The sequence below is a fragment of the Actinoplanes sp. URMC 104 genome (assembly GCF_051386375.1).
GTDB lineage: Bacteria > Actinomycetota > Actinomycetes > Mycobacteriales > Micromonosporaceae > Actinoplanes.
Genome location: NZ_JBPQTO010000002.1, coordinates 1,371,220 through 1,391,823, shown reverse-complemented (window position 1 = coordinate 1,391,823; position 20,604 = coordinate 1,371,220). Strand labels below are relative to the sequence as shown.

19 protein-coding genes are annotated in these 20,604 nt (G+C 73.1%); 9 read left to right on the top strand and 10 right to left on the bottom strand.

Features of this window, described 5'->3' with window-relative positions:
- Window positions 1-42: 42 nt before the first annotated feature.
- Together ACSNN8_RS07385 and ACSNN8_RS07380 are read right to left on the bottom strand one after the other, a co-directional pair.
- Entirely contained in the window at window positions 43-1,365 is a 1,323-nt protein-coding gene (locus tag ACSNN8_RS07385; protein WP_436647812.1) for a hypothetical protein, read from the bottom strand.
- Window positions 1,362-1,952: a DUF4126 domain-containing protein gene (locus ACSNN8_RS07380; protein WP_436647811.1), complete on the bottom strand. Its 591-nt coding sequence runs from the start codon at window positions 1,950-1,952 to the stop codon at window positions 1,362-1,364. Before ACSNN8_RS07380 ends, ACSNN8_RS07385 begins: the two co-directional genes overlap by 4 nt.
- A gap of 70 nt (window positions 1,953-2,022) precedes the next feature.
- Between ACSNN8_RS07380 and nucS the strand changes: the two genes are divergently transcribed.
- On the top strand, window positions 2,023-2,682 hold the full coding sequence (gene nucS / locus ACSNN8_RS07375) for an endonuclease NucS (protein WP_436647809.1): 660 nt from the start codon (window positions 2,023-2,025) through the stop codon (window positions 2,680-2,682).
- A gap of 424 nt (window positions 2,683-3,106) precedes the next feature.
- Here the strand turns inward: nucS and ACSNN8_RS07370 are convergent, their stop codons facing one another.
- The 3 genes from ACSNN8_RS07370 to ACSNN8_RS07360 all read right to left on the bottom strand — a co-directional run bounded on the left by ACSNN8_RS07370 (window position 3,107) and on the right by ACSNN8_RS07360 (window position 6,772).
- The gene (locus ACSNN8_RS07370) at window positions 3,107-4,606 is read right to left on the bottom strand and encodes a DUF6297 family protein (RefSeq protein WP_436647807.1); all 1,500 of its coding nucleotides are present in this window, start codon (window positions 4,604-4,606) and stop codon (window positions 3,107-3,109) included.
- On the bottom strand, window positions 4,603-5,196 hold the full coding sequence (locus ACSNN8_RS07365; RefSeq protein ID WP_436649452.1) for an ABC transporter ATP-binding protein: 594 nt from the start codon (window positions 5,194-5,196) through the stop codon (window positions 4,603-4,605). Before ACSNN8_RS07365 ends, ACSNN8_RS07370 begins: the two co-directional genes overlap by 4 nt.
- Window positions 5,197-5,281: 85 nt before the next feature.
- Window positions 5,282-6,772: an aldehyde dehydrogenase family protein gene (locus ACSNN8_RS07360; RefSeq protein WP_436647805.1), complete on the bottom strand. Its 1,491-nt coding sequence runs from the start codon at window positions 6,770-6,772 to the stop codon at window positions 5,282-5,284.
- 102 nt (window positions 6,773-6,874) lie between these two features.
- Between ACSNN8_RS07360 and ACSNN8_RS07355 the strand changes: the two genes are divergently transcribed.
- Both ACSNN8_RS07355 and ACSNN8_RS07350 read left to right on the top strand, forming a co-directional pair.
- Window positions 6,875-7,216 (top strand): hypothetical protein, encoded by a 342-nt coding sequence (locus ACSNN8_RS07355; RefSeq protein WP_436647803.1) that lies wholly within the window; start codon window positions 6,875-6,877, stop codon window positions 7,214-7,216.
- A gap of 13 nt (window positions 7,217-7,229) precedes the next feature.
- A complete protein-coding gene (locus ACSNN8_RS07350) occupies window positions 7,230-7,979 on the top strand; it encodes an alpha/beta hydrolase (RefSeq protein ID WP_436647801.1) in 750 nt (249 codons plus the stop codon).
- A 2-nt stretch (window positions 7,980-7,981) separates the two neighbouring features.
- On the opposite strand, the gene ACSNN8_RS07345 is transcribed toward ACSNN8_RS07350, so the two are convergent.
- The 4 genes from ACSNN8_RS07345 to mce all read right to left on the bottom strand — a co-directional run bounded on the left by ACSNN8_RS07345 (window position 7,982) and on the right by mce (window position 13,039).
- The gene (locus ACSNN8_RS07345) at window positions 7,982-9,094 is read right to left on the bottom strand and encodes an AI-2E family transporter (RefSeq protein ID WP_436649450.1); all 1,113 of its coding nucleotides are present in this window, start codon (window positions 9,092-9,094) and stop codon (window positions 7,982-7,984) included.
- A gap of 166 nt (window positions 9,095-9,260) precedes the next feature.
- Entirely contained in the window at window positions 9,261-10,733 is a 1,473-nt protein-coding gene (locus ACSNN8_RS07340; protein ID WP_436647800.1) for a Laminin subunit beta-1, read from the bottom strand.
- Window positions 10,734-10,978: 245 nt separating this feature from the next.
- Window positions 10,979-12,289 carry a DivIVA domain-containing protein gene (locus ACSNN8_RS07335; RefSeq protein ID WP_436647799.1) on the bottom strand — a complete coding sequence of 437 codons (1,311 nt, stop codon included), beginning with the start codon at window positions 12,287-12,289 and terminating at the stop codon, window positions 10,979-10,981.
- A gap of 282 nt (window positions 12,290-12,571) precedes the next feature.
- Entirely contained in the window at window positions 12,572-13,039 is a 468-nt protein-coding gene (gene mce / locus ACSNN8_RS07330) for a methylmalonyl-CoA epimerase (protein WP_436647797.1), read from the bottom strand.
- A gap of 78 nt (window positions 13,040-13,117) precedes the next feature.
- Here mce and ACSNN8_RS07325 point away from each other — a divergent pair, with 78 nt between their 5' ends.
- Together ACSNN8_RS07325 and meaB are read left to right on the top strand one after the other, a co-directional pair.
- Entirely contained in the window at window positions 13,118-14,302 is a 1,185-nt protein-coding gene (locus ACSNN8_RS07325) for an acetyl-CoA C-acetyltransferase (protein WP_436647796.1), read from the top strand.
- Window positions 14,299-15,252, top strand: a complete 954-nt coding sequence (gene meaB / locus ACSNN8_RS07320) for a methylmalonyl Co-A mutase-associated GTPase MeaB (protein ID WP_436647794.1) — start codon at window positions 14,299-14,301, stop codon at window positions 15,250-15,252. Before ACSNN8_RS07325 ends, meaB begins: the two co-directional genes overlap by 4 nt.
- 39 nt (window positions 15,253-15,291) lie before the next feature.
- Here the strand turns inward: meaB and ACSNN8_RS07315 are convergent, their stop codons facing one another.
- Window positions 15,292-15,891 carry a PadR family transcriptional regulator gene (locus ACSNN8_RS07315; protein WP_436647792.1) on the bottom strand — a complete coding sequence of 200 codons (600 nt, stop codon included), beginning with the start codon at window positions 15,889-15,891 and terminating at the stop codon, window positions 15,292-15,294.
- Window positions 15,892-15,945: 54 nt separating this feature from the next.
- Here ACSNN8_RS07315 and ACSNN8_RS07310 point away from each other — a divergent pair, with 54 nt between their 5' ends.
- The 4 genes from ACSNN8_RS07310 to ACSNN8_RS07295 all read left to right on the top strand — a co-directional run bounded on the left by ACSNN8_RS07310 (window position 15,946) and on the right by ACSNN8_RS07295 (window position 20,593).
- Complete coding sequence (locus tag ACSNN8_RS07310) at window positions 15,946-17,145, top strand: FAD-dependent oxidoreductase (RefSeq protein ID WP_436647790.1); 1,200 nt, start codon at window positions 15,946-15,948, stop codon at window positions 17,143-17,145.
- 141 nt (window positions 17,146-17,286) lie between these two features.
- Window positions 17,287-17,775, top strand: a complete 489-nt coding sequence (locus ACSNN8_RS07305) for a hypothetical protein (protein ID WP_436647789.1) — start codon at window positions 17,287-17,289, stop codon at window positions 17,773-17,775.
- A gap of 101 nt (window positions 17,776-17,876) precedes the next feature.
- Window positions 17,877-19,550: an acyl-CoA mutase large subunit family protein gene (locus tag ACSNN8_RS07300; RefSeq protein ID WP_436647787.1), complete on the top strand. Its 1,674-nt coding sequence runs from the start codon at window positions 17,877-17,879 to the stop codon at window positions 19,548-19,550.
- Between the two features lie 95 nt (window positions 19,551-19,645).
- Window positions 19,646-20,593, top strand: a complete 948-nt coding sequence (locus ACSNN8_RS07295; RefSeq protein ID WP_436647785.1) for a tetratricopeptide repeat protein — start codon at window positions 19,646-19,648, stop codon at window positions 20,591-20,593.
- The last annotated feature ends 11 nt before the right edge of the window (window positions 20,594-20,604 follow it).

Here is a 20,604-nt window from a genome sequence, read left to right as displayed (position 1 = left end):
CCACGGTGGGGGATTTTACCGATTTCAGCCCGTAAGGACGGATTATGTGCTGCGTGTCGGCGCGGTGCCGCGCGGCCGCGCCCGGTCCCCGGTCAGGTCGTCCCACAACCGGGTGGCCACCAGCTCGACGCCCTCGGTGTGCCAGCGCCGCAGCGTGGTGCGGGGCACGTAGCGGCGCATCCAGTCGAGCGCCCGCCGGATCTCGGGGTCCAGCCCGTCGGGGTGCGAGCGGGCGTACGGGTCGAGGCCCGCCACCGCGCGGATGGTCAGCGCGTTGTAGTGCCGCCACTCGTCGGTCGTCTCGAACGACCCCGCCGGGCGCAGCCGGTCGACGCCCTCCCTGAGCAGCGCGCGCAGCTCCACCGCGCGCTCCAGCGGCTGGTCCGGCGGGCGCCCGCTCAGCCGCCGGTCGACCGCGGGCAGGTCGGTGAGCGGGCTGCGCGCCAGCCGCCCCAGGTCGGTGTAGTTGTCCAGGGCCTGCCGGGCGAACCGCAGGAACTCGTCGCGGTCGGTGGCCAGCAGGCGGCGCCGGCGTCGCTGCCGGGGCAGCGCGTCGGCGACCCGCAGCAGCGCCGACCGGTTGCGGCGCAGCCGTTCGTCGCCGCGGAACGCCAGCGTGTCGAGCCCGCGCCGCACCGGCCCGGCCAGCCCGGCGGCGCTCATCACGACCGCGAGCAGGGTGAACTGCAGGGCCGCCACCACGTCGTCGCCCTCGGTGGCCAGCAGGGTCACGGCCACCGGCCCGCCCACCAGCACGGTGGCGATCAGCGCCGCGGCGCCCGAGCGCACCAGGTCGGGCCGCAGCCGCTCCCCGGCGTCGAGCGCCCCGGCGACCGCGACGAGGAACCCGAGCACCAGCAGGTCGAGCCCCATCGCGGCGAGCACGAGCCCGGGCGAGCCCAGGTCGACCGGCAGCAGCAGCGCGGTCAGCGCGGCCGCGTACAGCCCGGCGGCGACCGCGAGCGCCGCGGTCAGCATCGGCGGGCGCACCTGGTCGCGGAACCGCCACAGCAGCACCAGCCCGCCGGCCAGCGGCGCCACCACGACCAGCCGCCCGGCCGGCGGCAGCACCACCGCCATCGCCAGGAACACCACGGCCGCCGCCATCCAGCCCAGGTCGAGCTGACGCCGCTCCGGCACCGACGACGGCAGCAACGCGATCGCCGCGCCCGCCCAGAGCAGCGCCGGCACGCAGAGCAGCACCTGGGTCGCCGCGCCGCCCGGCTCGACGGTCCACAGTGCCACCCCGAGGGCGTACGCGATCAGGCCGCCCGCCGCCCGCAGCGCCGCCGCCCCCGCCGGATCGCGACCGGCCAGGTAGCAGGCCGCCCACCAGGCGAGCGCGAACGCGGGTACGGCGATCAACCGACCAGCGCCTTGCGCTGCCTCCGCCGGCGCACCACCCAGACGCCGGCGAGCACCATCGCCACGAGTCCGACCAGGACCAGCACCGGCAGCACGATGGCCAGCACCGACATCACGACGCTGCCGATGTCCTCCGCCGTGCTCGCCACGGGCGCGCCCACCCCCGCCGTGGTGGCATTCACCACCGGTCGCGAGGCCGCCTTCACGCCATGCACGACCAGCGCGATCACCACGCCCGCCGCGATCGGCACCCACTGGTGCGAGCCGAAGAACGACCCCGGGTCGCTCACCGTCACGGTCTCGGAGGACGACCCCGCCCCGAACGCGAGCCCGCCCGCGGTCGGCCGCACGACCGTCTGCACGACGTCGTTGACGTGGTCGACGACCGGCACCTTGTCGGCGACCACCTCGATGGCCAGCAGCACCGCGAGGATCAGCAGCGTCCAGCCGTTGGACAGCCACGACCAGCCCGTGGGCAGGTCGATGACGTCGGTGTAGCGGGCCAGCAGGCCCATGGTGACCAGGGGGATGTAGGCATTGAGGCCGGCGGAGGCCGCCAGGCCGGTGCCGGTGAGCGCTTCGAGCACAGATCCAGAATGACAAACCCCCGCGAACGCCGCTTGGCTCGGGCCCGAGCCGGAACGGTACTGTCGTGCGGTGCGTCTGGTCATCGCGAAGTGTTCCGTCGACTACGTCGGACGGTTGTCCGCCCACCTGCCCACCGCCGTGCGCCTGGTGATGGTCAAGGCCGACGGCTCGGTCTCCATCCACGCCGACGACCGCGCCTACAAGCCGCTGAACTGGATGAGCCCCCCGTGCAAGCTGCAGGAGGCGCCCGGCGTGTGGAAGGTCGTCAACAAGGCGGGCGAGGAGCTGCGGATCACCCTCGAGGAGATCTTCCAGGACACCTCGTACGACCTGGGGGTCGACCCCGGCCTGGTCAAGGACGGCGTCGAGGCCCACCTGCAGGAGCTGCTGGCCGCCCACCCCGACACCTTCGGCGAGGGCTGGACCCTGGTGCGCCGCGAGTTCATGACCGCCATCGGCCCGGTGGACCTGCTCTGCAAGGACGCCAACGGCAAGTCGGTGGCCATCGAGGTCAAACGCCGAGGCGAAATCGACGGCGTCGAACAGCTGACCCGCTACCTCGAGCTGATGAACCGCGACCCGTTGCTGGCCCCGGTCGCCGGCGTCTTCGCCGCCCAGGAGATCAAGCCCCAGGCCAAGGTGCTCGCCGCCGACCGCGGCATCCGCTGCGTGGTCGTCGACTACGACAAGCTGCGCGGCATGGAGCGCGACGAGCTCACGCTGTTCTAGGTTTCCTGGGTTTCTTGCGGCCCCCGACCTTGCATGGGGTCACGTGGCGGCCAGGTGGTGGGTCACTCGCCGCTGGGTGCCGGGTTGAGGCGGCGGTCCCCTCACGGTGAGTGGTCTGGCTGCCGCGCTGTGGTAAAGCCAGGGGATCGAACTCACCCGGGCGGACCTGAGTGGTGGGTTGCGCGAGCGAACCGTGCCGCTTGCGCTCAATGCAAAACCCGGCCCCGGCTTGGGGATCTCCTTGCGACGGCAGTCTCCGCCCATCGTGAAAGGTGGGGAGACGCAACCGGGGTTTGGTTGCGTCTCCCCACCTTTTGCGATTCGCTGTGGCCGCCGCCGCAAGCAGATCCCCAAGCCCCCCACCGCAACCATCGCCAGGGAGATCTCCGCAGCGATGGCCGGGGTCTGGGGCAGCGCCCCAGGACTACCCCCTCTGCGTGAACTCGGTCCGATCCTCACTGGTGGACCCCGAGAGATAGAACCGGGCCCCACCAAAGGCCAGCACCCCTTGGAGCAGCACGGTCGTCCAGGACAACGACCCCTGCCCCACGGCGATCCACGCCGGCACCCCCAGCAGCAGCATGTCCGGCCCCATCACGACGTTGACCAGCGGCCCCGTCGACAGCGTGCCCATCGGCGTGTCCAGCGGCAGCAGTTCGTTGCGGACGAACCCGACCCGGGCCCGGTGTACGGCGGCCGCCGCCCCGACCGGGCCCAGCGTCAGCCCGAGCGCCCACCACGGGCCGCTCGGCAGGTCGCCCAGCACGTCCAGGAGGGTCAGGCTCACCGCGGCCCACAGGGCGGCCAGCACGCCGGGCACCCACAGCCGCTGGAGGACGGTCTGCCGCGACGACAGGCCCAGCAGCCGCAGCAGCACGGGGTTGCCGGCGTCGGTGCGGACGTTCCCGGTGGCGGTCATCCCGGCGACCAGGCAGCCGAGCAGCACGACCGCCCCGAGCACCCAGGCGGGTGCGGCGCCGAGCAGCAGGGGCAGGGCGGTGGCGAAGGCGAGCATCAGCAGGCGGCGCCGGCGGCGCAGGGTGAGCAGCAGGTCCTGGGCGACCAGGAACGGCAGCCGGGAGCCGAGGCGGGTGGAGTGCAGGCGGCGCCGGGCCCAGTAGCGGCGCTCGATCATGTCGGTGAGGAACGACGGCTCGATGCCGAACGCGGTGTCGAACAACGTGCCGGCGGTGCGGGACGCGTCGAGGATGCGGTCGCTGGGGGTGGCAGCGAGGCCGCGGATGATCAGGGCGAGCACGGCGAGGACGACGACGGCGGCGCCGCCCACGACGGGCAGCAGGGTGGCACCGGAGGGCCAGGGTGTCACGGCCACGGGCTGGTCGAGGGTGGTGTCGGCGACCAGGCCCGCGAACCCGGCCGCGAGGATCAAACCGGCCGGCGCGTCGACGGCGTCGCCCCACCGGCCGCCTGCCTGCGCGGCCGCGGCGACCAGCAGCAGAGCCAGGCCGGTCAGCGCGCCGCCGGCGGTCAGCAGCGCGACCTGTTCGCCGGTGAGTGGGCGCGGCGCGGTGTGCCCGGCGACGGCGAGGCCGGCCAGGGCGCCGAGCACGGCGGCGGCGATCCCGGTGAGCCGCAGTGAGGGCAGCAGCAGCGCGCGGCGGCTCACCGGCGCGGGCAGCAGCCACGACGCGGCGGGGCGGCTCAGCGCTAGCGGGCCGAAGCGGCGCAGCGCCAGGTGGAGCAGCGCGTACAGCAGGGCGGCCAGCGACCCGCCCGCCAGGCCGGAGAGGTTCGGCGCGTCCGGCCAGAAGATGTCGGCGAGCTGCCGGTGCAGCATCCCGCCGATGATCGCGACGGAGAGGACGCCGATGTAGAGGCTGCTCAGGGTGGCGCCGCGCTCGCGGTGCGAGGACTGGGTGCGGCCGATCCAGCGCCGTACGGGGGCCAGCGGGACGACGGTCATGGCGCGACCGCGCTGATCGACTCCATCGTGGTGATCGCCGCGCCGGAGGCCACCGCGAACGTGTCGTCGTGGCTGGCCATCAGCAGCGAGCCGCCGCCGGCCACGTAGTCGGCCAGCAGGCTCGCCACGTCGGCCCGGCCCTCGCGGTCGAGGCGCTGCTCGGGCTCGTCGAGGATCAGCAGCGAGCTGGGCCGCAGCAGCGCGATGGCGAGCACCAGCCGCTGCTTCTGGCCCGAGGAGAGCGAGGGCGGGATGGCGTCGGCGTGCCCGGCCAGGCCGAACCGTTCGAGCGCCTCGGCGACGCCCGCCTCGTCGGGGTCCTGGCCGTGCGCGCGGCAGACCAGCTCGGCGTGCTCGCGGGCGGTCAGCCCGGGATACCAGGTGGGCGGCTCGACCGTGGTCACCACGGCCCGCCAGAACTCGGGGGTGGCGCCGGGGTCGCCGCCGAAGACCCGGATCGTGCCGTCGTCGGGCTGCTGCAGGCCGCTCACGCAGCGCAGCAGCGTGGACTTGCCGATGCCGTTCTCGCCGGTGACGCAGACACCCGTGCCCGCCGGCACGGTCAGCGAGACGCCCATCAGCACTGGCATGGCGCCGTAGCCGGCGGAAAGGTTGTCGACCTCGACAGCGGGATGATCCACCACTTCACGGACGCTAGCAGCAGCGCTCCACGGGCTACTTGCGGCCGTACAAAATCCGCAGGGTCCGGACGATGGCCGCGACCTGCGCGGGGGTGCGCTCGAAGGTCATCGCCGGAAGAACCGAGGGCCCACGCCGTACGGTGATGGCCTTCGCCCGGGTGAACTCGCGCAGCCCGTCCTCGCCGTGGATGCGCCCGAAGCCGGACTCGCCCACGCCGCCGAACGGCAGGTTGCCCATGCCCACGAAGGTGAGCGTCGAGTTGACCGCGACCATGCCGGAGCGCAGCCGGCGGGCGATGCGCAGCGCGTTGCGCTTGCCGAAGACCGCGCCGCCCAGCCCGTACGCCGTGTCGTTGGCCTTGGCGACGGCCTCGTCGGCGTCGGCCACCTTCGTGATCGTGAGCGTCGGGCCGAACGTCTCGTCGGTGATCTCGCTGGACTCGGCCGGCACGTCGACCAGGACGGTGGGGGAGACGTACGGGGGTTGCACCGCGCCGGCCCCGCCGAGCACCGCCCGGCCGCCCCTGGCGAGCGCGTCGTCGATGTGCTCGCGGATGATGTCGAGCTGGCGCGGCATCGTGATCGGCCCGATCTGTTCGCCCGTGCGCAGCTTGCCCGCCTTGTCGACCACGGCGTCCACGAAGGCGTCGTAGACGGGCGCGACCACGTACGCCCGCTCGATGCCGATGCACGTCTGACCGGCGTTGGTCATCGCGCCCCAGACCGCTGCCTCGGCCGCCGCCGGGATGTCCGCGTCTGCGTCGACGATCAGCGCGTCCTTGCCGCCCGCCTCGATCACCGTGGGCACCAGGTTCTCCGCGCAGGCGGCCAGCACCTTCTTCGCCGTCGCGGGCGAGCCGGTGAACGCGATCTTCCCGACGCCCGCGCGGCACAGCGCGGCGCCGGTGTCGCCCAGCCCGTGCACCGCCTGCAGCACCGGCTGCTCGGGCACGACCTCGCCGAACGTGTCGACCAGCCACTGGCCGACCGCCGGCGTGTACTCGCTGGGCTTGAACACCACGGCGTTGCCCGCGGCGAGCGCGCCGCTGATCGGGCCGACCGGCGTGACGATCGGGTAGTTCCACGGGCCGATCACGCCGACCACGCCGAACGGCTGGTACTCGAGGTGGCCGGCGTGCTCGGCCAGCAGCAGCCGGGTGCGCACCTTGCGCGGGCCCAGCACCCGCTTGGCGTTGCGGGCCGCCCAGTCCAGGTGCTCGACCGCGGCGGTGGCCTCGACGACCGCGTCGGCGTCGGGCTTGCCGGTCTCGAGCGAGGTCAGCCGGGCGAGCTCCTCGATGCGGCGCACGATCAGCGAGCGCCAGCGCAGCAGCCGGTCGCGTCGGCCGTCGTACCCGAGCGCCTGCCACCACAGCGCCGCCTCGTGGGCGCGGTGTACGGTCTCGCCGACCGCGGCTGCGTCGGAGACCGGGACCCGGCCGGCTTCCGCGCCGGAGGCGGGATTCGTGGAGATCAGCACGCCGTCTTCGACGACCGGGGAGCCGGGCACGCGGGTAGCGGTCATGAACGCGAGTCTAATTCGCTTGTTACCCGTGAGTCACGAGGTGCGCCGGGGGTGATCTCCTCGCCGCCGACGGAGATCGGCGTCACCCGTACGCTTGGAGACGTGAGCCCTCGCCGCAACCACGCCCGTCGCCGGGGCGCGCCGTCCGCGACGCCGCGTGACCTGACCGACGAGCGGGTCCGCAAGGGCATCGAGGGCCGCCAGCAGTGGCAGGACGGCGAGTGGATGGTGCGCTCGATCTTCGGCGGAGCGGCTCAGAAGACGTACCGCTGCCCCGGCTGCATGCAGGAGATCCGGCCGGGCGTGGCGCACATCGTGGCGTGGCCGATCGACGGGCGCGGCGACGAGAGCGACCGCCGGCACTGGCACACCGGCTGCTGGAAGGCCCGTGACCGGCGCGGCCCCGGCGTGGAGCGCTCGCGCAACGCGCCCCGCTATGGATGAGGAACCCTCGAGCATGAGCAACACCATTCGCGCCAACTCGATCCTGCCCGCCCGCCGCGAGGACATCGAGCTGCAGACCGCCGACGGCCTCACGCTGGTCGGCGAGCTGGCCCGCCCGCTCGACCGCGAGCCGGTCGCCACGCTGGTCTGCCTGCACCCGCTGCCCACGCACGGCGGCATGATGGACAGCCACGTCCTCCGCAAGGCGGCGTGGCGGCTGCCGGCCCTCGCCGGGATCGCCGTGCTGCGGTTCAACAGCCGGGGCACGTCCAGCGTGCGCGGCACGAGCGAGGGCGAGTTCTCGGCCGGCGTCGGCGAGAAGTACGACGTGGCCGCCGCGATCGAGTACGCGGAGTTCGCCGACCTGCCGGCCATCTGGCTGCTCGGCTGGTCGTTCGGCACCGACCTCACGCTCATGCACGGGCTCGACCCGGCGGTGAGCGGCGCGATCCTGCTCTCGCCGCCGCTGCGCTACTCGAGCCCGGAACACCTCGAGGCGTGGGCCGGCGGGGGCAAGCCGCTGACCGCGCTGATCCCCGAGTTCGACGACTACCTGCGCCCGGCCGAGGCCGCCGAGCGCTTCGCCGCGGTGCCGCACTGCGAGGTCGTGCCGATGGAGGGGGCCAAGCACCTCTGGGTCGGCGATGCGGACCGGGTGCTCGACGAGATCGTCCGGCGGGTGGCGCCCGGCGTGGCCGTGCCGCTGCCGCGCACCTGGGACGGCCCGATGGAGACGGGCGACACGCAGGCGTACGCCGGGTAGCCCTAACGCGCCTCCTGGCTGGGGATCACGACCTCGCGCACGATCAGCTGGATCGCGGCCACCATCGGGATCGCCACCAGCGCGCCCACCACGCCGAACAGCGCCACCCCCAGCAGCGCGGCGACCACGGCCGCCACGTCGCTGACCTTCACCGAGCGCCGCATCACGTTCGGATAGATCAGGTAATTCTCGATCTGCTGGTAGAGCAGGAAGAACACCAGGCAGACGATGCCCTTGGTCAGCGACGAGGCGAAGCCCACCAGCGTCACGACGATGGCGCCCAGCGTCGCGCCGATCTGCGGGATCAGGTCGGTCACCGCCACGACGACGGCCAGGGCGAAGGGGTACGCGAGCCCGAGGATCACGGCCAGCAGCCAGGTGCTCGCCCCGGCCAGCACCGCGATCGACAGGGCGCCGACCATGTACGCGCCGACCTTGGTCAGGATCTCGTCGGTGAGCAGCCGCACCCGCACCCGGCGCGAGGCCGGCACCAGCGAGTAGCCGGTCTCGCGGATGCGGTCGAACGAGGCCATGAAGTAGATCGTCAGCACCAGCACGGTGAGCAGGTTGAACAGCGTGCCGGCGACCATGCGGCCCACGCCCACCACGCCGCCCACCGCGTTGCCGACCGTGCCCGCGTTCAGCGCGCTGCTCACCCGGTTGACGATGTCGTAGCGCTGGACCAGCTCGTTGATCGTCTCGTTGCGCTGCAGGCTCTGGATGTAGTCCGGCACGTTCTGGATCAGCTCGGTGGTCTGGCTGACCAGGGGCGGGATCAGCGCGACGACCCCGCCCGCGAGCAGCGCCACCACGGTCAGCGAGACGATCGCGACGGCGAGCCCGCGCGGGACGCCCCAGCTGCGCAGCCGCACGACCGCGGGGTTGAGCCCGATCGCCAGGAACAGCGCGATGAAGATCAGCACGAGGATCGAGGCGGCGTTGCGCAGCCCCAAGAAGATCGCGTAGGCCAGGATGAGCCCGAGCCCGCCGAGCAGGCCGATCAGGAACGGGCTGCGGCGGTCCAGCGGCTCGCCCGGACGCCCGAAGCGGCCCGCCAGGTGATCCTCGGCGGGCCGGTCGAGGGCATCGGTGTCGTCGCCCTGCGCCTCGTCCATCGCGAGCTCGTCGTCGTCGCCGGCCACCCGGGTCCTCCACATCGGTGGGTGAGCCGGGTCTCGGGCGCCGGCCACATCTCGGCGGCGACGTTAGCGCTGCGGGACAAGCGCCGCCAGTCCGGCGGCCCGCGGCGTCGTCACGTGGGCGCCGCAGTCCGCGGCGTCGTCAGTCGGCGTCGGCGCCCACGCGCGAGGCGGGCGGCACGGTGACCTTGGCCGAGGCCGTCACCTTGGCGGGGCCGGCGGGCTTGTCGGCGGCGTGCTGACCGGCGGGCTTGTCCGCCGCGTGCTGACCCGTGGGCTGGTCGGCGGCGTGCTGGCCCGCCTGCTTGTCCGCCGCGTGCGCGCCGACCGGCCCGGTCGTAACGGCGTCGTCGTCGGCGTCCTCGGGGTCGTCGGACTGCCCGGCGGCGGCGAGCACCGCGGCGGCGGCCAGCTCGGCGACCCGCTTGGCCTCCTTCTGCACCTGGCGGCGCACCTCGGCGGCGTGCCGCTCGGCGGCCGCGCCCGCCCGCTGTGCCTCGGCGACCCTGGCCTGCTCGGCCTCGAGCTGCCGGCTCGCCTCGACGAGCTGCTTCTGCACGCGCTCTGCCTCGGCCGCGCCGGTGCGGGCCCGCTCCTCGGCGGCGGCCAGCTCGCGCTGGGCCTCGGCGACCTTGGCGCGGGCCGCCTCGAGCTCGCGCCCGGCCTCGGCGATCTTCTCCTGGTGGGAGGCGATCTCGTTGCGCACCGCGGTGGCCTGGTCGTCGGAGCGGCGCAGCACCTCCTCGGCGTACTTGTCGGCCTCGCTGCGCAGGTCGGCGCACTGCTTCTCGACGCCGGCGCGCATCTGGGTGAGCTCCTGCGAGACCGCCTGGCGCTTCTGCGCGAGCTCCTGCTGCAGGGCCGACCGCTGCTCGTCGTGCTCACGCTCGACCGCGGCCCGCTGCGCGGCGAGCTCCTGCTGGGTCTTGGCGCGCAGCGCCTTGATCTCCTGCTCGGCCTGGATGCGGGTGGACTGCACGTAGCCGTCCGCCTCGGCGCGGGCGCGGTGGGCCTGCTGCGCGGCCTGCTCGGTGAGCTGCTGGGCCTCGGCGCGGGCGCGGGTCAGCACGCTCTCCGCCTCGGCGCGCATCTGCTCGGCGGACTGCCGGGCCGCGACCAGCGCCTTCTCGGAGGCGGCGCGCTTGGCGGCGTCGGCCCGCTCCTCCTCGGCGCGGCGGGCGGCCAGCGCGATCTCGAAGTCGCGGATGCCGTTGTGCGCGTGGGCCTCGGCCTCGGCGCGCACCCGCTCGGCCTCGGCCAGGCGGGCGGCGATGTCGTCGGTGGCGGACGCCTTGATCGCCTCGGCCTGCTCCTCGGCGAGCGCGAGGATCTGCTCGACCCGCGGCCCCAGGTGCCGGAACGACACCTCGGCGCCCAGGCCGTTCTGCCGGCGGGCCTGGGCGGCCTCCTGCTGCAGCCGCTCGATCTGCGCCGTCATGGCCTGCATCTGCGCATAGGCCTGCTCGCGCTCGGCCGCCAGCGCGGCGATCTCGTTCTCGGCGCGGGCGACGTACCGCTCGACCTGCTTCTTCTCGTAGCCCCGCAGGGCGATGTCGAAGCTGGGTTCGGTGGCCGCGTCTCCGCCGAGACCAAGGATTTCACCGCCGTGCGACATGCTTCCCATCCTCACATACGCACCGATCCGCCTCGGGTGGATACACACCGTCCGAGCCGGAGTATGCGTCTAGTTGTGATATGTCTGACCCGGCTTGCGAAAGCGCGGCCAAGCGCGAGAACGAGTGAGGCCGCACCGGAGAAACTCCGATGCGGCCCGCGTCGACTGTCTGATGACGGTCCGGGCGCCACCACGGTCGCGCACCCCGCAGGTGCGCGCAACCGCTGAGGCGGCGCCCGCGAGCGTCAGGAATTGGTCTTGGCCGGCTCCGGCTTGTCGGCCGCGGGCTTGGGCGCCTCGGGCTTCGCCTGCGCCTCGGCGCCGCGCTGGGCGGGCGCCTCGGCGGCCTTGGCCACCGTCTCGGCGGTCTTGGCCGCGCCGACCCCCGGCACCAGGCCGGAGAGGCCCGAGAGCATCTGGCCGAGCTGGTTGGTGACCGCGTCCTTCTGCCGGGTCAGGTCCTCCACCTCGCGCTTGGCGGCCTGCGTGGTGAGCTCGGCCTCGGTGCGGGCCTCGCTGAGCAGGCGCTGCGCCTCGGCACGGGCCTCGCCGATCGTCTTCTCCGCCAGGGCGCGGGCCTTGTCGGTGGTCTCGGCGGCGTGGCGCTCGGACTCGATGCGGCGCTGCTCGGCGCGCTGCGAGATCTCCTTGGAGCGGTCCTCCGCGGCGCGGGCGCGCTCCTCGGCCTCGGCCACCATCTTCTGCGTGGCGCTGACCTGGGCGGCGTGCCGCTGCGACTCCTCGCGCTCGGCCTTCTCGCGGCGCTCGGCGATCTCGAGCGCTAGGGCCTGCAGGTCCTTGTCGCGCTTGTCGCGGGCGTCGGTGAGCAGCTTGGTCGCCTCGGCGCGCTTCTCCTCGGCCTCGCGCGAGGCCTTGGCGCGCTGCTGGGTGATCTCGCGCTCGGCCGTGGCGCGCAGCGACGCCACCTCGCGCTCGACCGTGCTCTTGAGCTCGGCGACCTCGTGCGCGGTGACCGTGCGCAGCTGCTTGGTCTCGCGGTCGGCGTCGGAACGCAGCGTGTCGGCCTCGCGGCGGGCCTGCACCCGGGCCTCGGCGGCCTCGCGCTCGGCGTGGGTGCGCACCTGGCCGGCCTCGCGCTCGGCGGTGGCCTTCATCGCGGCGGCCTCGGCGCGCGCCTTGTCGGTGATCTCGCGGGCCTCCAGGCGGGCGGCGGAGAGGATGCCCTCGGACTCTCGCTTCGCCTCGCTCCGGTGGTCGTTCGCCTGCTCCTCGGCCAGCCGCAGAATCTGCTCGACCCGGGTGCCCAGCCCGGAGAGCGTCGGCCGGTTGTTCTCCTCCAGCAGCTTGTTGCTGTCGGCGAGTTTCTGCTCCACCGCGTTGAGCCGCTGCTCGGCCTGGCGCAGCCGGCGCTGCGCGTCGTTCATCCGCTGCTCGGCCTCACCACGGGCCTGTTCGGACTGGTTCAGCGCGGCGACCAGGCGGCCGAGGTGCGCGTCCACCTGTCCGCGGTCGTATCCACGCAGCACGACCGTGAAGTCGTGCTGGGAGTTCGCGGTGTCGAAGAATGCCAAGTTCTGATCCTGCTGCTGGGGCATTGGGCCATCCTGGCGAAAGCGCACGTGCCACGCAAGAGCGGAGCGGCAACGGAAGAGACACGTAGATCAGCTGTGACCTGCCCGGAAGCGGAGGCCGTCCGCCGTTCGGCCACCGCACGTCGAGCCGTGCGGTGGCCCGTTCCCGCCGCGCTGTCACCTGGTGTATCCGGGGTTCGGGCGATGATCGTCCGGCGCGGGTCGCGGGTGCGGCCCGCCCTGCCCCGGAATCCTGCCAGGCCCAGCCGTCCACGTCAGGACGATTCATCCGTTAGGCGTACGAAATCAGGCAGGCTCCACCAACTCAACCAGAACGCCGCCGGCGTCCTTGGGGTGCACGAAGTTGATGCGCGAGCCGGCGGTGCCGCGGCGCGGGGTGTCGTAGAGCAGCCGCAGCCCCTTGGCGCGCAGCGCGGCGGAGGCGGCCTCCACATCGGCCACTGTGTAGGCCAGCTGCTGCAGCCCCGGGCCGCTGCGGTCGAGGAACTTGGCGATCGCGGAGTCGGGGCGGGCGGGAGCGAGCAACTGGATGCGCGGGCCGGAGCCGTCGCCGACCGCGAGCATCGCTTCCCGTACGCCCTGCTCCTCGTTCGTCTCTTCGTGCACGCAGCGCAAACCGAAGGTGTCGGCATAGAAGCGCAGCGCCGCGTCCAGGTCGGGCACGGCGATACCGACGTGATCTACGCGCAGGAGCGATACCTCACCGAATGTGAGATTCTCGGATGCAGTGGCACTAGGTGGAGGCTGCGTCATCCTATTAGTCTTACCTAAACGGCCGTTAAGGCCACGAGGGGTTCCCCCCTTCGTCCGCCCGGCAGATCGGAAGCGAACGTGACCAGCTCGGTGATTGTGAGCGGCGCCCGGACCCCGATGGGACGCCTGCTCGGCAACCTCAAGAACGTGCAGGCCACGACCCTCGGCGGCTACGCGATCGAGGCCGCCCTCCAGCGCGGCGGCGTACGGCCCGACGAGGTGCAGTACGTGATCATGGGTCAGGTTCTCCAGGCCGGCTGCGGTCAGATCACGGCCCGGCAGGCCGCGGTCGCCGCCGGCATCCCGATGAGCACCCCGGCTCTGACCATCAACAAGGTGTGCCTTTCCGGGCTCGACGCCATCGCGCTCGCCGACCAGCTCATCCGGGCCGGCGAGTTCGACGTGGTCGTGGCCGGCGGCATGGAGTCGATGACCAACGCTCCGCACCTGCTCATGACCCAGCGGCAGGGCACCAAGTTCGGCGACGTGCTGGTGCGCGACCACACGGCGTACGACGGCCTGATCGACCCGTGGGACGGCATCTCGATGGGCGAGTCCACCGAGCGCAGCGGCGCGGCTCTGGGCATCACCCGCGCCGAGCAGGACGCGTTCGCCGCGCTCAGCCACCAGCGGGCGGCCGCCGCCCAGCGCGAGGGCCGCTTCGCGGAGGAGATCGTTCCGGTCAAGTCCGGCCAGCGCGCCGACGATCCGGTCGTGGACACCGACGAGGGCGTACGCCCCGACGCGAGCACCGAGTCGCTGGCGAAGCTGCGACCGGCGTTCACCCCCGGCGGCACGATCACCGCGGGCAGCAGCTCGCCGATCTCGGACGGCGCGGCCGCCGTCGTGGTGATGAGCAAGGAGCGCGCCGAGGCGCTCGGGCTCACCTGGCTCGCCGAGATCACCTCGCACGGCAACGTGGCCGGGCCCGACAACTCGCTGCAGTCGCAGCCGGCCAACGCCATCAAGCACGCGCTCGACAAGGCCGGCCTCACTGTGGACGATCTCGAGCTGATCGAGATGAACGAGGCGTTCGCCCAGGTGGTGCTGCAGTCGATGCGCGAGCTCAAGGTCGACGAGGAGATCGTCAACGTCAACGGCGGGGCGATCGCGCTCGGCCACCCGATCGGCATGTCCGGCGCACGGATCGTGCTCACGCTGGCGCTCGAGCTGCGCCGGCGGGGCGGCGGCTACGGCGCGGCGGGCCTGTGCGGCGGTGGCGGCCAGGGCGACGCTCTGATCATCAAGGCACCCCAGGCGTGAGGCGGGGGCACGACGTCGCGGCGCTGGTCGCGAAGGCGCGCGAGGGCGATGCGCGGTCGGTCGCCCGGCTGATCAGCCTGGTCGAGAACGGCGACCCGGCCCTGCCCGAGGTGGCCGCCGCCCTCGCGCCGTACGCGGGTCGTGCCCAGATCGTCGGCCTCACCGGCTCGCCCGGCGTGGGCAAGTCGACCACCACCAACGAACTGGTGCGGGAGCTGCGCACCACGGGCGTACGGGTCGGCGTGCTCGCCGTCGACCCGTCCAGCCCGTTCAGCGGCGGCGCGATCCTGGGCGACCGCATCCGCATGCAGGACCACACCACCGACCCGGGCGTCTACATCCGCTCGATGTCCAGCCGCGGGCAGCTGGGCGGGCTCTCGGCCGCGACGCCCCAGGCCGTCCGCGTGCTCGAGGGCGCCGGCTGCGAGGTGATCCTGGTCGAGACCGTCGGCGTCGGGCAGGCCGAGGTCGAGATCGCCTCGCTCGCCGACACCACGCTGGTGCTGCTCGCGCCCGGCATGGGCGACGCGATCCAGGCGGTCAAGGCCGGCGTGCTCGAGGTCGCCGACGTCTTCGTGATCAACAAGGCGGACCGGCCGGGCGCCGACGCCACCTACCGCGACATCCAGGGCATGCTCGGGCTGGGCGAGCGGGCGCCGGGCGACTGGCGTCCGCTGGTCGTGCGCGCCACGGCCGTCAAGAGCGAGGGCATCGACGAGGTGGCCGCCGCGATCGCCAAGCACCGCGGCTGGCTCGAGAGCAGCGGCAACCTGCAGGCGCGTCGCGAGCGCCGGGCCGCCGTCGAGGTCGAGGCGATCGCGCTCGGCGTGCTGCGGGCGCGCATCGGCGACCTGCGCTCCGGGACGGCCCTGAGCACGCTGGCCGCCGCCGTGGCCGCGGGCGAGCTCGACCCGTACGCCGCCGCCGACGAGCTGATCAAGGGCCTCTAGCCGAACTGCCGCCCGGCGGGGTGGGCGAGGTGAGTGCCGCTAGCCGAACTGCTCGAGCGTCCGCTGGACCAGCTCGAGGTCCCAGCTCAGCCGGCCCTCGTCGAGGTCGGCCACCACGCCGCGCAGCCAGCCGATCTCGGCGGTGAGCACGGCGGCGCGGTACTCGTCCTCGATGAGGAACAACCGCGGCATGCCGGGCGGCGCCTGCTCGCGGATCTGCTCCAGCTTCTGCGTGAGCGCCTCGGCGCGGGCGGCGAGCAGGTCGTGGACCTCTCGCGGCGGCAGGATCGCCAGGAAGGCCAGCGCCGCCGGGAACTCCGGGAACTCGCGGGCCGGCGTGGGCAGCGCCGCCGTGAGCCAGCGCCGCATGGTGGCCGCGCCCTCGTCGGTGATCTCGTAGACGGTCCGCTCGGGCCGGCCGGGCTCGCGGGCCGTGCTCGACACCCGGGCCAGCCCGTCGCGGACGAGCCGGTCGAGCGCCTGGTAGACGCTGTTGCGCTGCGCCACGTTGACCAGCTGGTCCTGGCCCCTCTCCTTGATCGTCTGCTGCATCCGGTAGGGGTGCATGGGCGCCTCCATGAGCAGCGCCAGCAGCAGCATGCCCAGCGTCGAGCGGCGCGGTTCGGTCGTCGGTGCCACGCGATCAAGCCTAAGGGGTTGACGAGCCATAGTCATGAGATGGATAGTCATGGAATGACTAAACCCATCGCGTTGATCGCCGGTGGAGGTATCGCCGGCACGGTCGCCGCGCTCGCTCTCGAGCGCTCCGGCTGGCATGCACACGTCTTCGAGGCTCAGCCCGAGGGCTCCGCCGGGCATGGCGCCTGGCTCACCGTCGCCGTCAACGGCATCAACGCGCTGCGTGCGCTCGGGCTCGACCCGGCGCGGGTGCTGGCCGCGGGCTTCGCGACGCCCGCCGTCTCGCTCACCAACGGCGCCGGGCGCCGGCTCGCCGTCACGCCGCTCGGCGGCCCCACCGCCGACGGCACCACCACCACGACCGTCCGGCGGGCCGACCTCTACGCGGCGTTGCGCGCGGCCGCCGTCGAGAGGGGCATTCCCATCACGTACGGGCGGAGCCTGCGCGACTTCGCCGAGCGGCCCGGCGGCGTGACCGTCACCTTCGCCGACGGCAGCACCGCCGAGGGCGACCTGCTCGTCGGCGCCGACGGCATCCGCTCGCGCACCCGTGAGGTGCTCGACCCCCGCGGCCCGTCGCCCCGCTACCTGGGGCTGCTCAACGCGGGCGGCTTCACCACCGGGCCGGTCGGCGCCGACCTCGACCGCACGCCGGGCCTCATGCACATGGTCTTCGGGCGACGGGCCTTCTTCGGCTGGGCGCCGGCCCCCGACGGCTCGGTGTGGTGGTTCGCCAACCCGCCCCGCAAGCAGCCCGCCCGGCGCGGCGAGTTCACCCCGTCGTCGTGGCGCTCCCACCTGATCGACCTGTTCGCCGCCGACGACTCCCCGGCCGCGGCGATCATCCGGGCCACCCCCGAGGCGCTCGGCCCGTGGAACACCGACGACCTGCGCCGCGTGCCGGTGTGGCGCTCGGCCCGCACGGTCCTGATCGGCGACGCGGCCCACGCCGTGGCGCCCTCCTCCGGCCAGGGCGCCTCGATGGCCATCGAAGACGCCGTGACCCTGGGCCGTTGCCTCCCCTCCCCGGCGGCGTCCTCGGCTGCTCCCATCGCTGAGGGGCTTGGCGAGTACGAGCGTCGCCGTCGGCGGCGGGTGGAGCGGGTGGTGGCCGTCGGGCGGCGCAACGGCAGCGGCAAGGCGGCCGGTCCGATCGGCGCGGCCGTGCGCGACGCGATGCTGCCCGTGGTGCTGCGGCTCGCGTACCGCAAGGGCGACCCGCAGGCCTGGATCTTCGACCACGGCGTGGACTGAAGGATTTTTCGGTCACTTTCCGTAGACGTCCGGACGACGGCCGTCCGGGTGCCTCCCGCACCGTCCGTTGACCCGATCGGCAACCGGTCCGCAACACCATAAGCTGGGAATACGTCATCGGCAGGAAGGGAGGGACGCGTCATGGTCAACCCAGTCACGTTCCCCAGGGCGACCGGCACCACGGCCACCTATCTTCACCCTCTGTTGCAGTCGGCGGTGCTGCAGTCGAATGCCTTGCAGGCGACCGCGATGCAGTCGGCCGCGTCCGGGTCCGCCGCCGCGCGGGCCGCCGCGGCCGTGCGCGAGCCGGCCGTGCCCGCGGTCACCGCCGTGCAGCCGACCGCCGCCTACGCCGAGAGCCTCGCGCGCGACGCCGCCACCGTGGTGCGGGCGGCCGCCGTGACTGCCAAGACCGTACGCAAGGACGGCGAGGTCCCGACCGCGGACCCGTTCGACGAGATCGCCCGCCAGGCCGTGCTCGACCGCGCCTCGTCCCAGGTCGGCATGCTGCTGACCCGCGCCGCCGCCGAACGCCGCGTCGCCGTCACGTCCGGGCTGCCGGCCGCGCGGCTGGCCCAGCTCGACACGACCACGTCGCGGCTCTACCACGCCCTGGACGTCCTCGGCTGACGCCACTTGCGCGCCGGGGGGGTGATCCGGGTCGGCTGTCGTCGATGGCGCGGGCGAATTGACCTTAGCGATCGTTCAGGTGTTGGCTCTAGGATGTCGGCATGGACGCAGCCGACATCGCCGCGGGACGGGAGCGCTGGCAGCGGCGCTATGACGCGGCGCGCAAGCGCGACGCCGACTTCACCACGCTCTCGGGGGCGACGGTCGACCCGGTCTACGGGCCGCCGGCCGGCGTCGCGTACCCGGGTTTCGAGCGGATCGGCTGGCCGGGCGAGTTCCCGTACACCAGGGGTCTCTATCCGACCGGCTACCGCGGGCGCACCTGGACCATCCGCCAGTTCGCGGGGTTCGGCAACGCGCGGCAGACCAACGAGCGCTACAAGATGATCCTCGCCGCGGGCGGGGGCGGACTGAGCGTCGCGTTCGACATGCCGACGCTGATGGGGCGGGACTCCGACGAGCCGCAGTCGGTCGGGGAGGTCGGGCACTGCGGGGTCGCGATCGACTCGGCCGCCGACATGGACGTGTTGTTCGACGGCATCGACCTCGAGCGGACGACGACCAGCATGACGATCTCGGGGCCGGCTGTTCCGGTCTTCTGCATGTACCTGGTGGCGGCCGAGCGGCAGGGCGCCGACCTGCACCGGCTCGACGGCACGCTGCAGACCGACATCTTCAAGGAGTACATCGCGCAGAAGGAGTGGCTGTTCCAGCCCGAGCCGCACCTGCGGCTGATCGGCGACCTGATGGAGTACTGCGCGCGCGAGATCCCCAAGTACAAGCCGCTGTCGGTCAGCGGCTACCACATCCGCGAGGCCGGCTCGACCGCCGCGCAGGAGCTGGCGTACACGCTGGCCGACGGCTTCGGGTACGTGGAGCTCGGGCTCAGCCGGGGGCTGGACGTCAACCAGTTCGCCCCCGGGCTGAGCTTCTTCTTCGACGCGCACATCGACTTCTTCGAGGAGATCGCCAAGTTCCGCGCGGCCCGCCGCATCTGGGCGCGGCACCTGCGCGACGACTACGGCGCCACCAGCGAGAAGGCGTTGTGGCTCAAGTTCCACACGCAGACGGCCGGGGTGTCGCTCACCGCGCAGCAGCCGGTCAACAACGTCGTCCGTACGGCGGTGGAAGCGCTCGCCGCGGTGCTCGGTGGCACGAACTCGCTGCACACCAACGCGCTCGACGAGACGCTGGCGCTGCCCACCGACGAGTCCGCGGAGATCGCGCTGCGCACGCAGCAGGTGCTGATGGAGGAGACGGGTGTGGTCAACGTGGCCGACCCGCTCGGCGGTTCCTGGTACCTGGAGGAGCTCACCGACCGCATCGAGGCCGAGGCGGAGGAGATCTTCGCGCGCATCCGGGAGCTGGGCGAGGACGGCAGCATCACCGCGGGCATCCTGCGCGGCATCGAGGACGGCTGGTTCACCGCCAACATCGCCGAGGCCGCGTTCGCCTATCAGCAGGCGGTGGAGAAGGGCGAGAAGCGGACGGTCGGGGTGAACGCCCACACCGGCACGGTCGCCAAGGAGCTGGAGATCCTGCGGGTGTCGCACGAGGTCGAGGTGGAGCAGCGGCGGGCCCTGGGCGCACGGCGTTCCGGGCGTGATCCCGTACGGGTCAAGGCGGCGCTCGACCGCATGGTGGAGGTGTCGCGCACGGGCGAGAACATGATCCCCGCCATGCTCGAGGCGGCGCGCGCCGAGGCCACGCTGGGGGAGATCTGCGGGGTGCTCAAGGACGAGTGGGGCATCTACCGGGAGCCCGCCCGGTTCTGACGGTCCGCATGGCCGCGCGGCGCTCCTGTGACGTCCGATATCAGGTGCGCCGCGGCGCGGCGGAGCGCCTCGTCAGCGTGCGAGACTAGATAACCATGAGCGACCCACGGACCACTCCGTCGATCTTCACCCGCGGCGCGGTCGATCTCAGCGCGCTGCGCGCCCCGGCCTCGTCGCCGGCGAACCGTCCCGCTGCCGCCGCCGGCGCCCCCAGCAAGGCCGACGACGGCCCGTCCGCCCCCATCCCGGGCGGCCTGCCGGGCGGCGCCGGGCCCGAGACGATCATCGACGTCACCGAGGCCAACTTCCAGACGACCGTGCTGGAGCGGTCGCTGACCACGCCGGTCATCCTGGACTTCTGGGCCGACTGGTGCGAGCCGTGCAAGCAGCTGTCGCCGGTGCTCGAGCGGCTGGCGCAGGCGGGCGGCGGCTCCTGGGTGCTCGGCAAGGTCGATGTGGACGCCAACCCGCGTCTGGCCCAGGCGCTGCGGGTGCAGGGCATCCCGATGGTGGTCGCGGTCGTCAACGGTCAGCTCGTCGAGGGCTTCACCGGCGTGCTTCCGGAGTCCCAGGTCAAGCAGTACGTCGATGCGGTGCTCAAGGCCGGCGGCGTGTCCGTGGACGCGCCCGCCGACCCGCGGCTGGACGCGGCCGACGACGCGCTGATGGTCGGCGACCTCGACGAGGCCGAGGCGGCGTACCGCAAGATCCTCGCGGAGCACCCCGCCGACGCCGCCGCCGAGTCCGGGCTGGCGCAGGTGGAGCTCTACCGCCGCATCGGCGGCGCCGACCCCACCACCGCGGTCGCCAAGGCCGACGCCTCGCCCGACGACATCGACGCGCAGCGGCTCGCCGCCGACGTCGAGGTGCTCAGCGGCGAGGCGGAGAAGGCATACGCTCGGCTCGTCGCGGTCATCAAGCGCACCTCGGGCGACGACCGCGACGCCGTCCGCAAGCACCTGCTCTCGCTGTTCAGCGTCGCCGGCCCCGACGACCCCGCCGTGGCGGGCGCCCGACGGGCCCTCGCCAGCGCCCTCTTCTAGTCAGGGAGCCG

Coding starts and splice junctions, on each gene's coding strand:
- ACSNN8_RS07370 (WP_436647807.1), bottom strand. CDS start 4,606: ATGACCGTCGTCCCGCTGGCCCCCGTACGGCGCTGGATCGGCCGCACC.
- ACSNN8_RS07365 (WP_436649452.1), bottom strand. CDS start 5,196: ATGCCAGTGCTGATGGGCGTCTCGCTGACCGTGCCGGCGGGCACGGGT.
- ACSNN8_RS07360 (WP_436647805.1), bottom strand. CDS start 6,772: ATGACCGCTACCCGCGTGCCCGGCTCCCCGGTCGTCGAAGACGGCGTG.
- ACSNN8_RS07350 (WP_436647801.1), top strand. CDS start 7,230: ATGAGCAACACCATTCGCGCCAACTCGATCCTGCCCGCCCGCCGCGAG.
- ACSNN8_RS07345 (WP_436649450.1), bottom strand. CDS start 9,094: ATGGACGAGGCGCAGGGCGACGACACCGATGCCCTCGACCGGCCCGCC.
- ACSNN8_RS07340 (WP_436647800.1), bottom strand. CDS start 10,733: ATGTCGCACGGCGGTGAAATCCTTGGTCTCGGCGGAGACGCGGCCACC.
- ACSNN8_RS07335 (WP_436647799.1), bottom strand. CDS start 12,289: ATGCCCCAGCAGCAGGATCAGAACTTGGCATTCTTCGACACCGCGAAC.
- mce (WP_436647797.1), bottom strand. CDS start 13,039: ATGACGCAGCCTCCACCTAGTGCCACTGCATCCGAGAATCTCACATTC.
- ACSNN8_RS07310 (WP_436647790.1), top strand. CDS start 15,946: ATGACTAAACCCATCGCGTTGATCGCCGGTGGAGGTATCGCCGGCACG.
- ACSNN8_RS07305 (WP_436647789.1), top strand. CDS start 17,287: ATGGTCAACCCAGTCACGTTCCCCAGGGCGACCGGCACCACGGCCACC.
- ACSNN8_RS07300 (WP_436647787.1), top strand. CDS start 17,877: ATGGACGCAGCCGACATCGCCGCGGGACGGGAGCGCTGGCAGCGGCGC.
- ACSNN8_RS07295 (WP_436647785.1), top strand. CDS start 19,646: ATGAGCGACCCACGGACCACTCCGTCGATCTTCACCCGCGGCGCGGTC.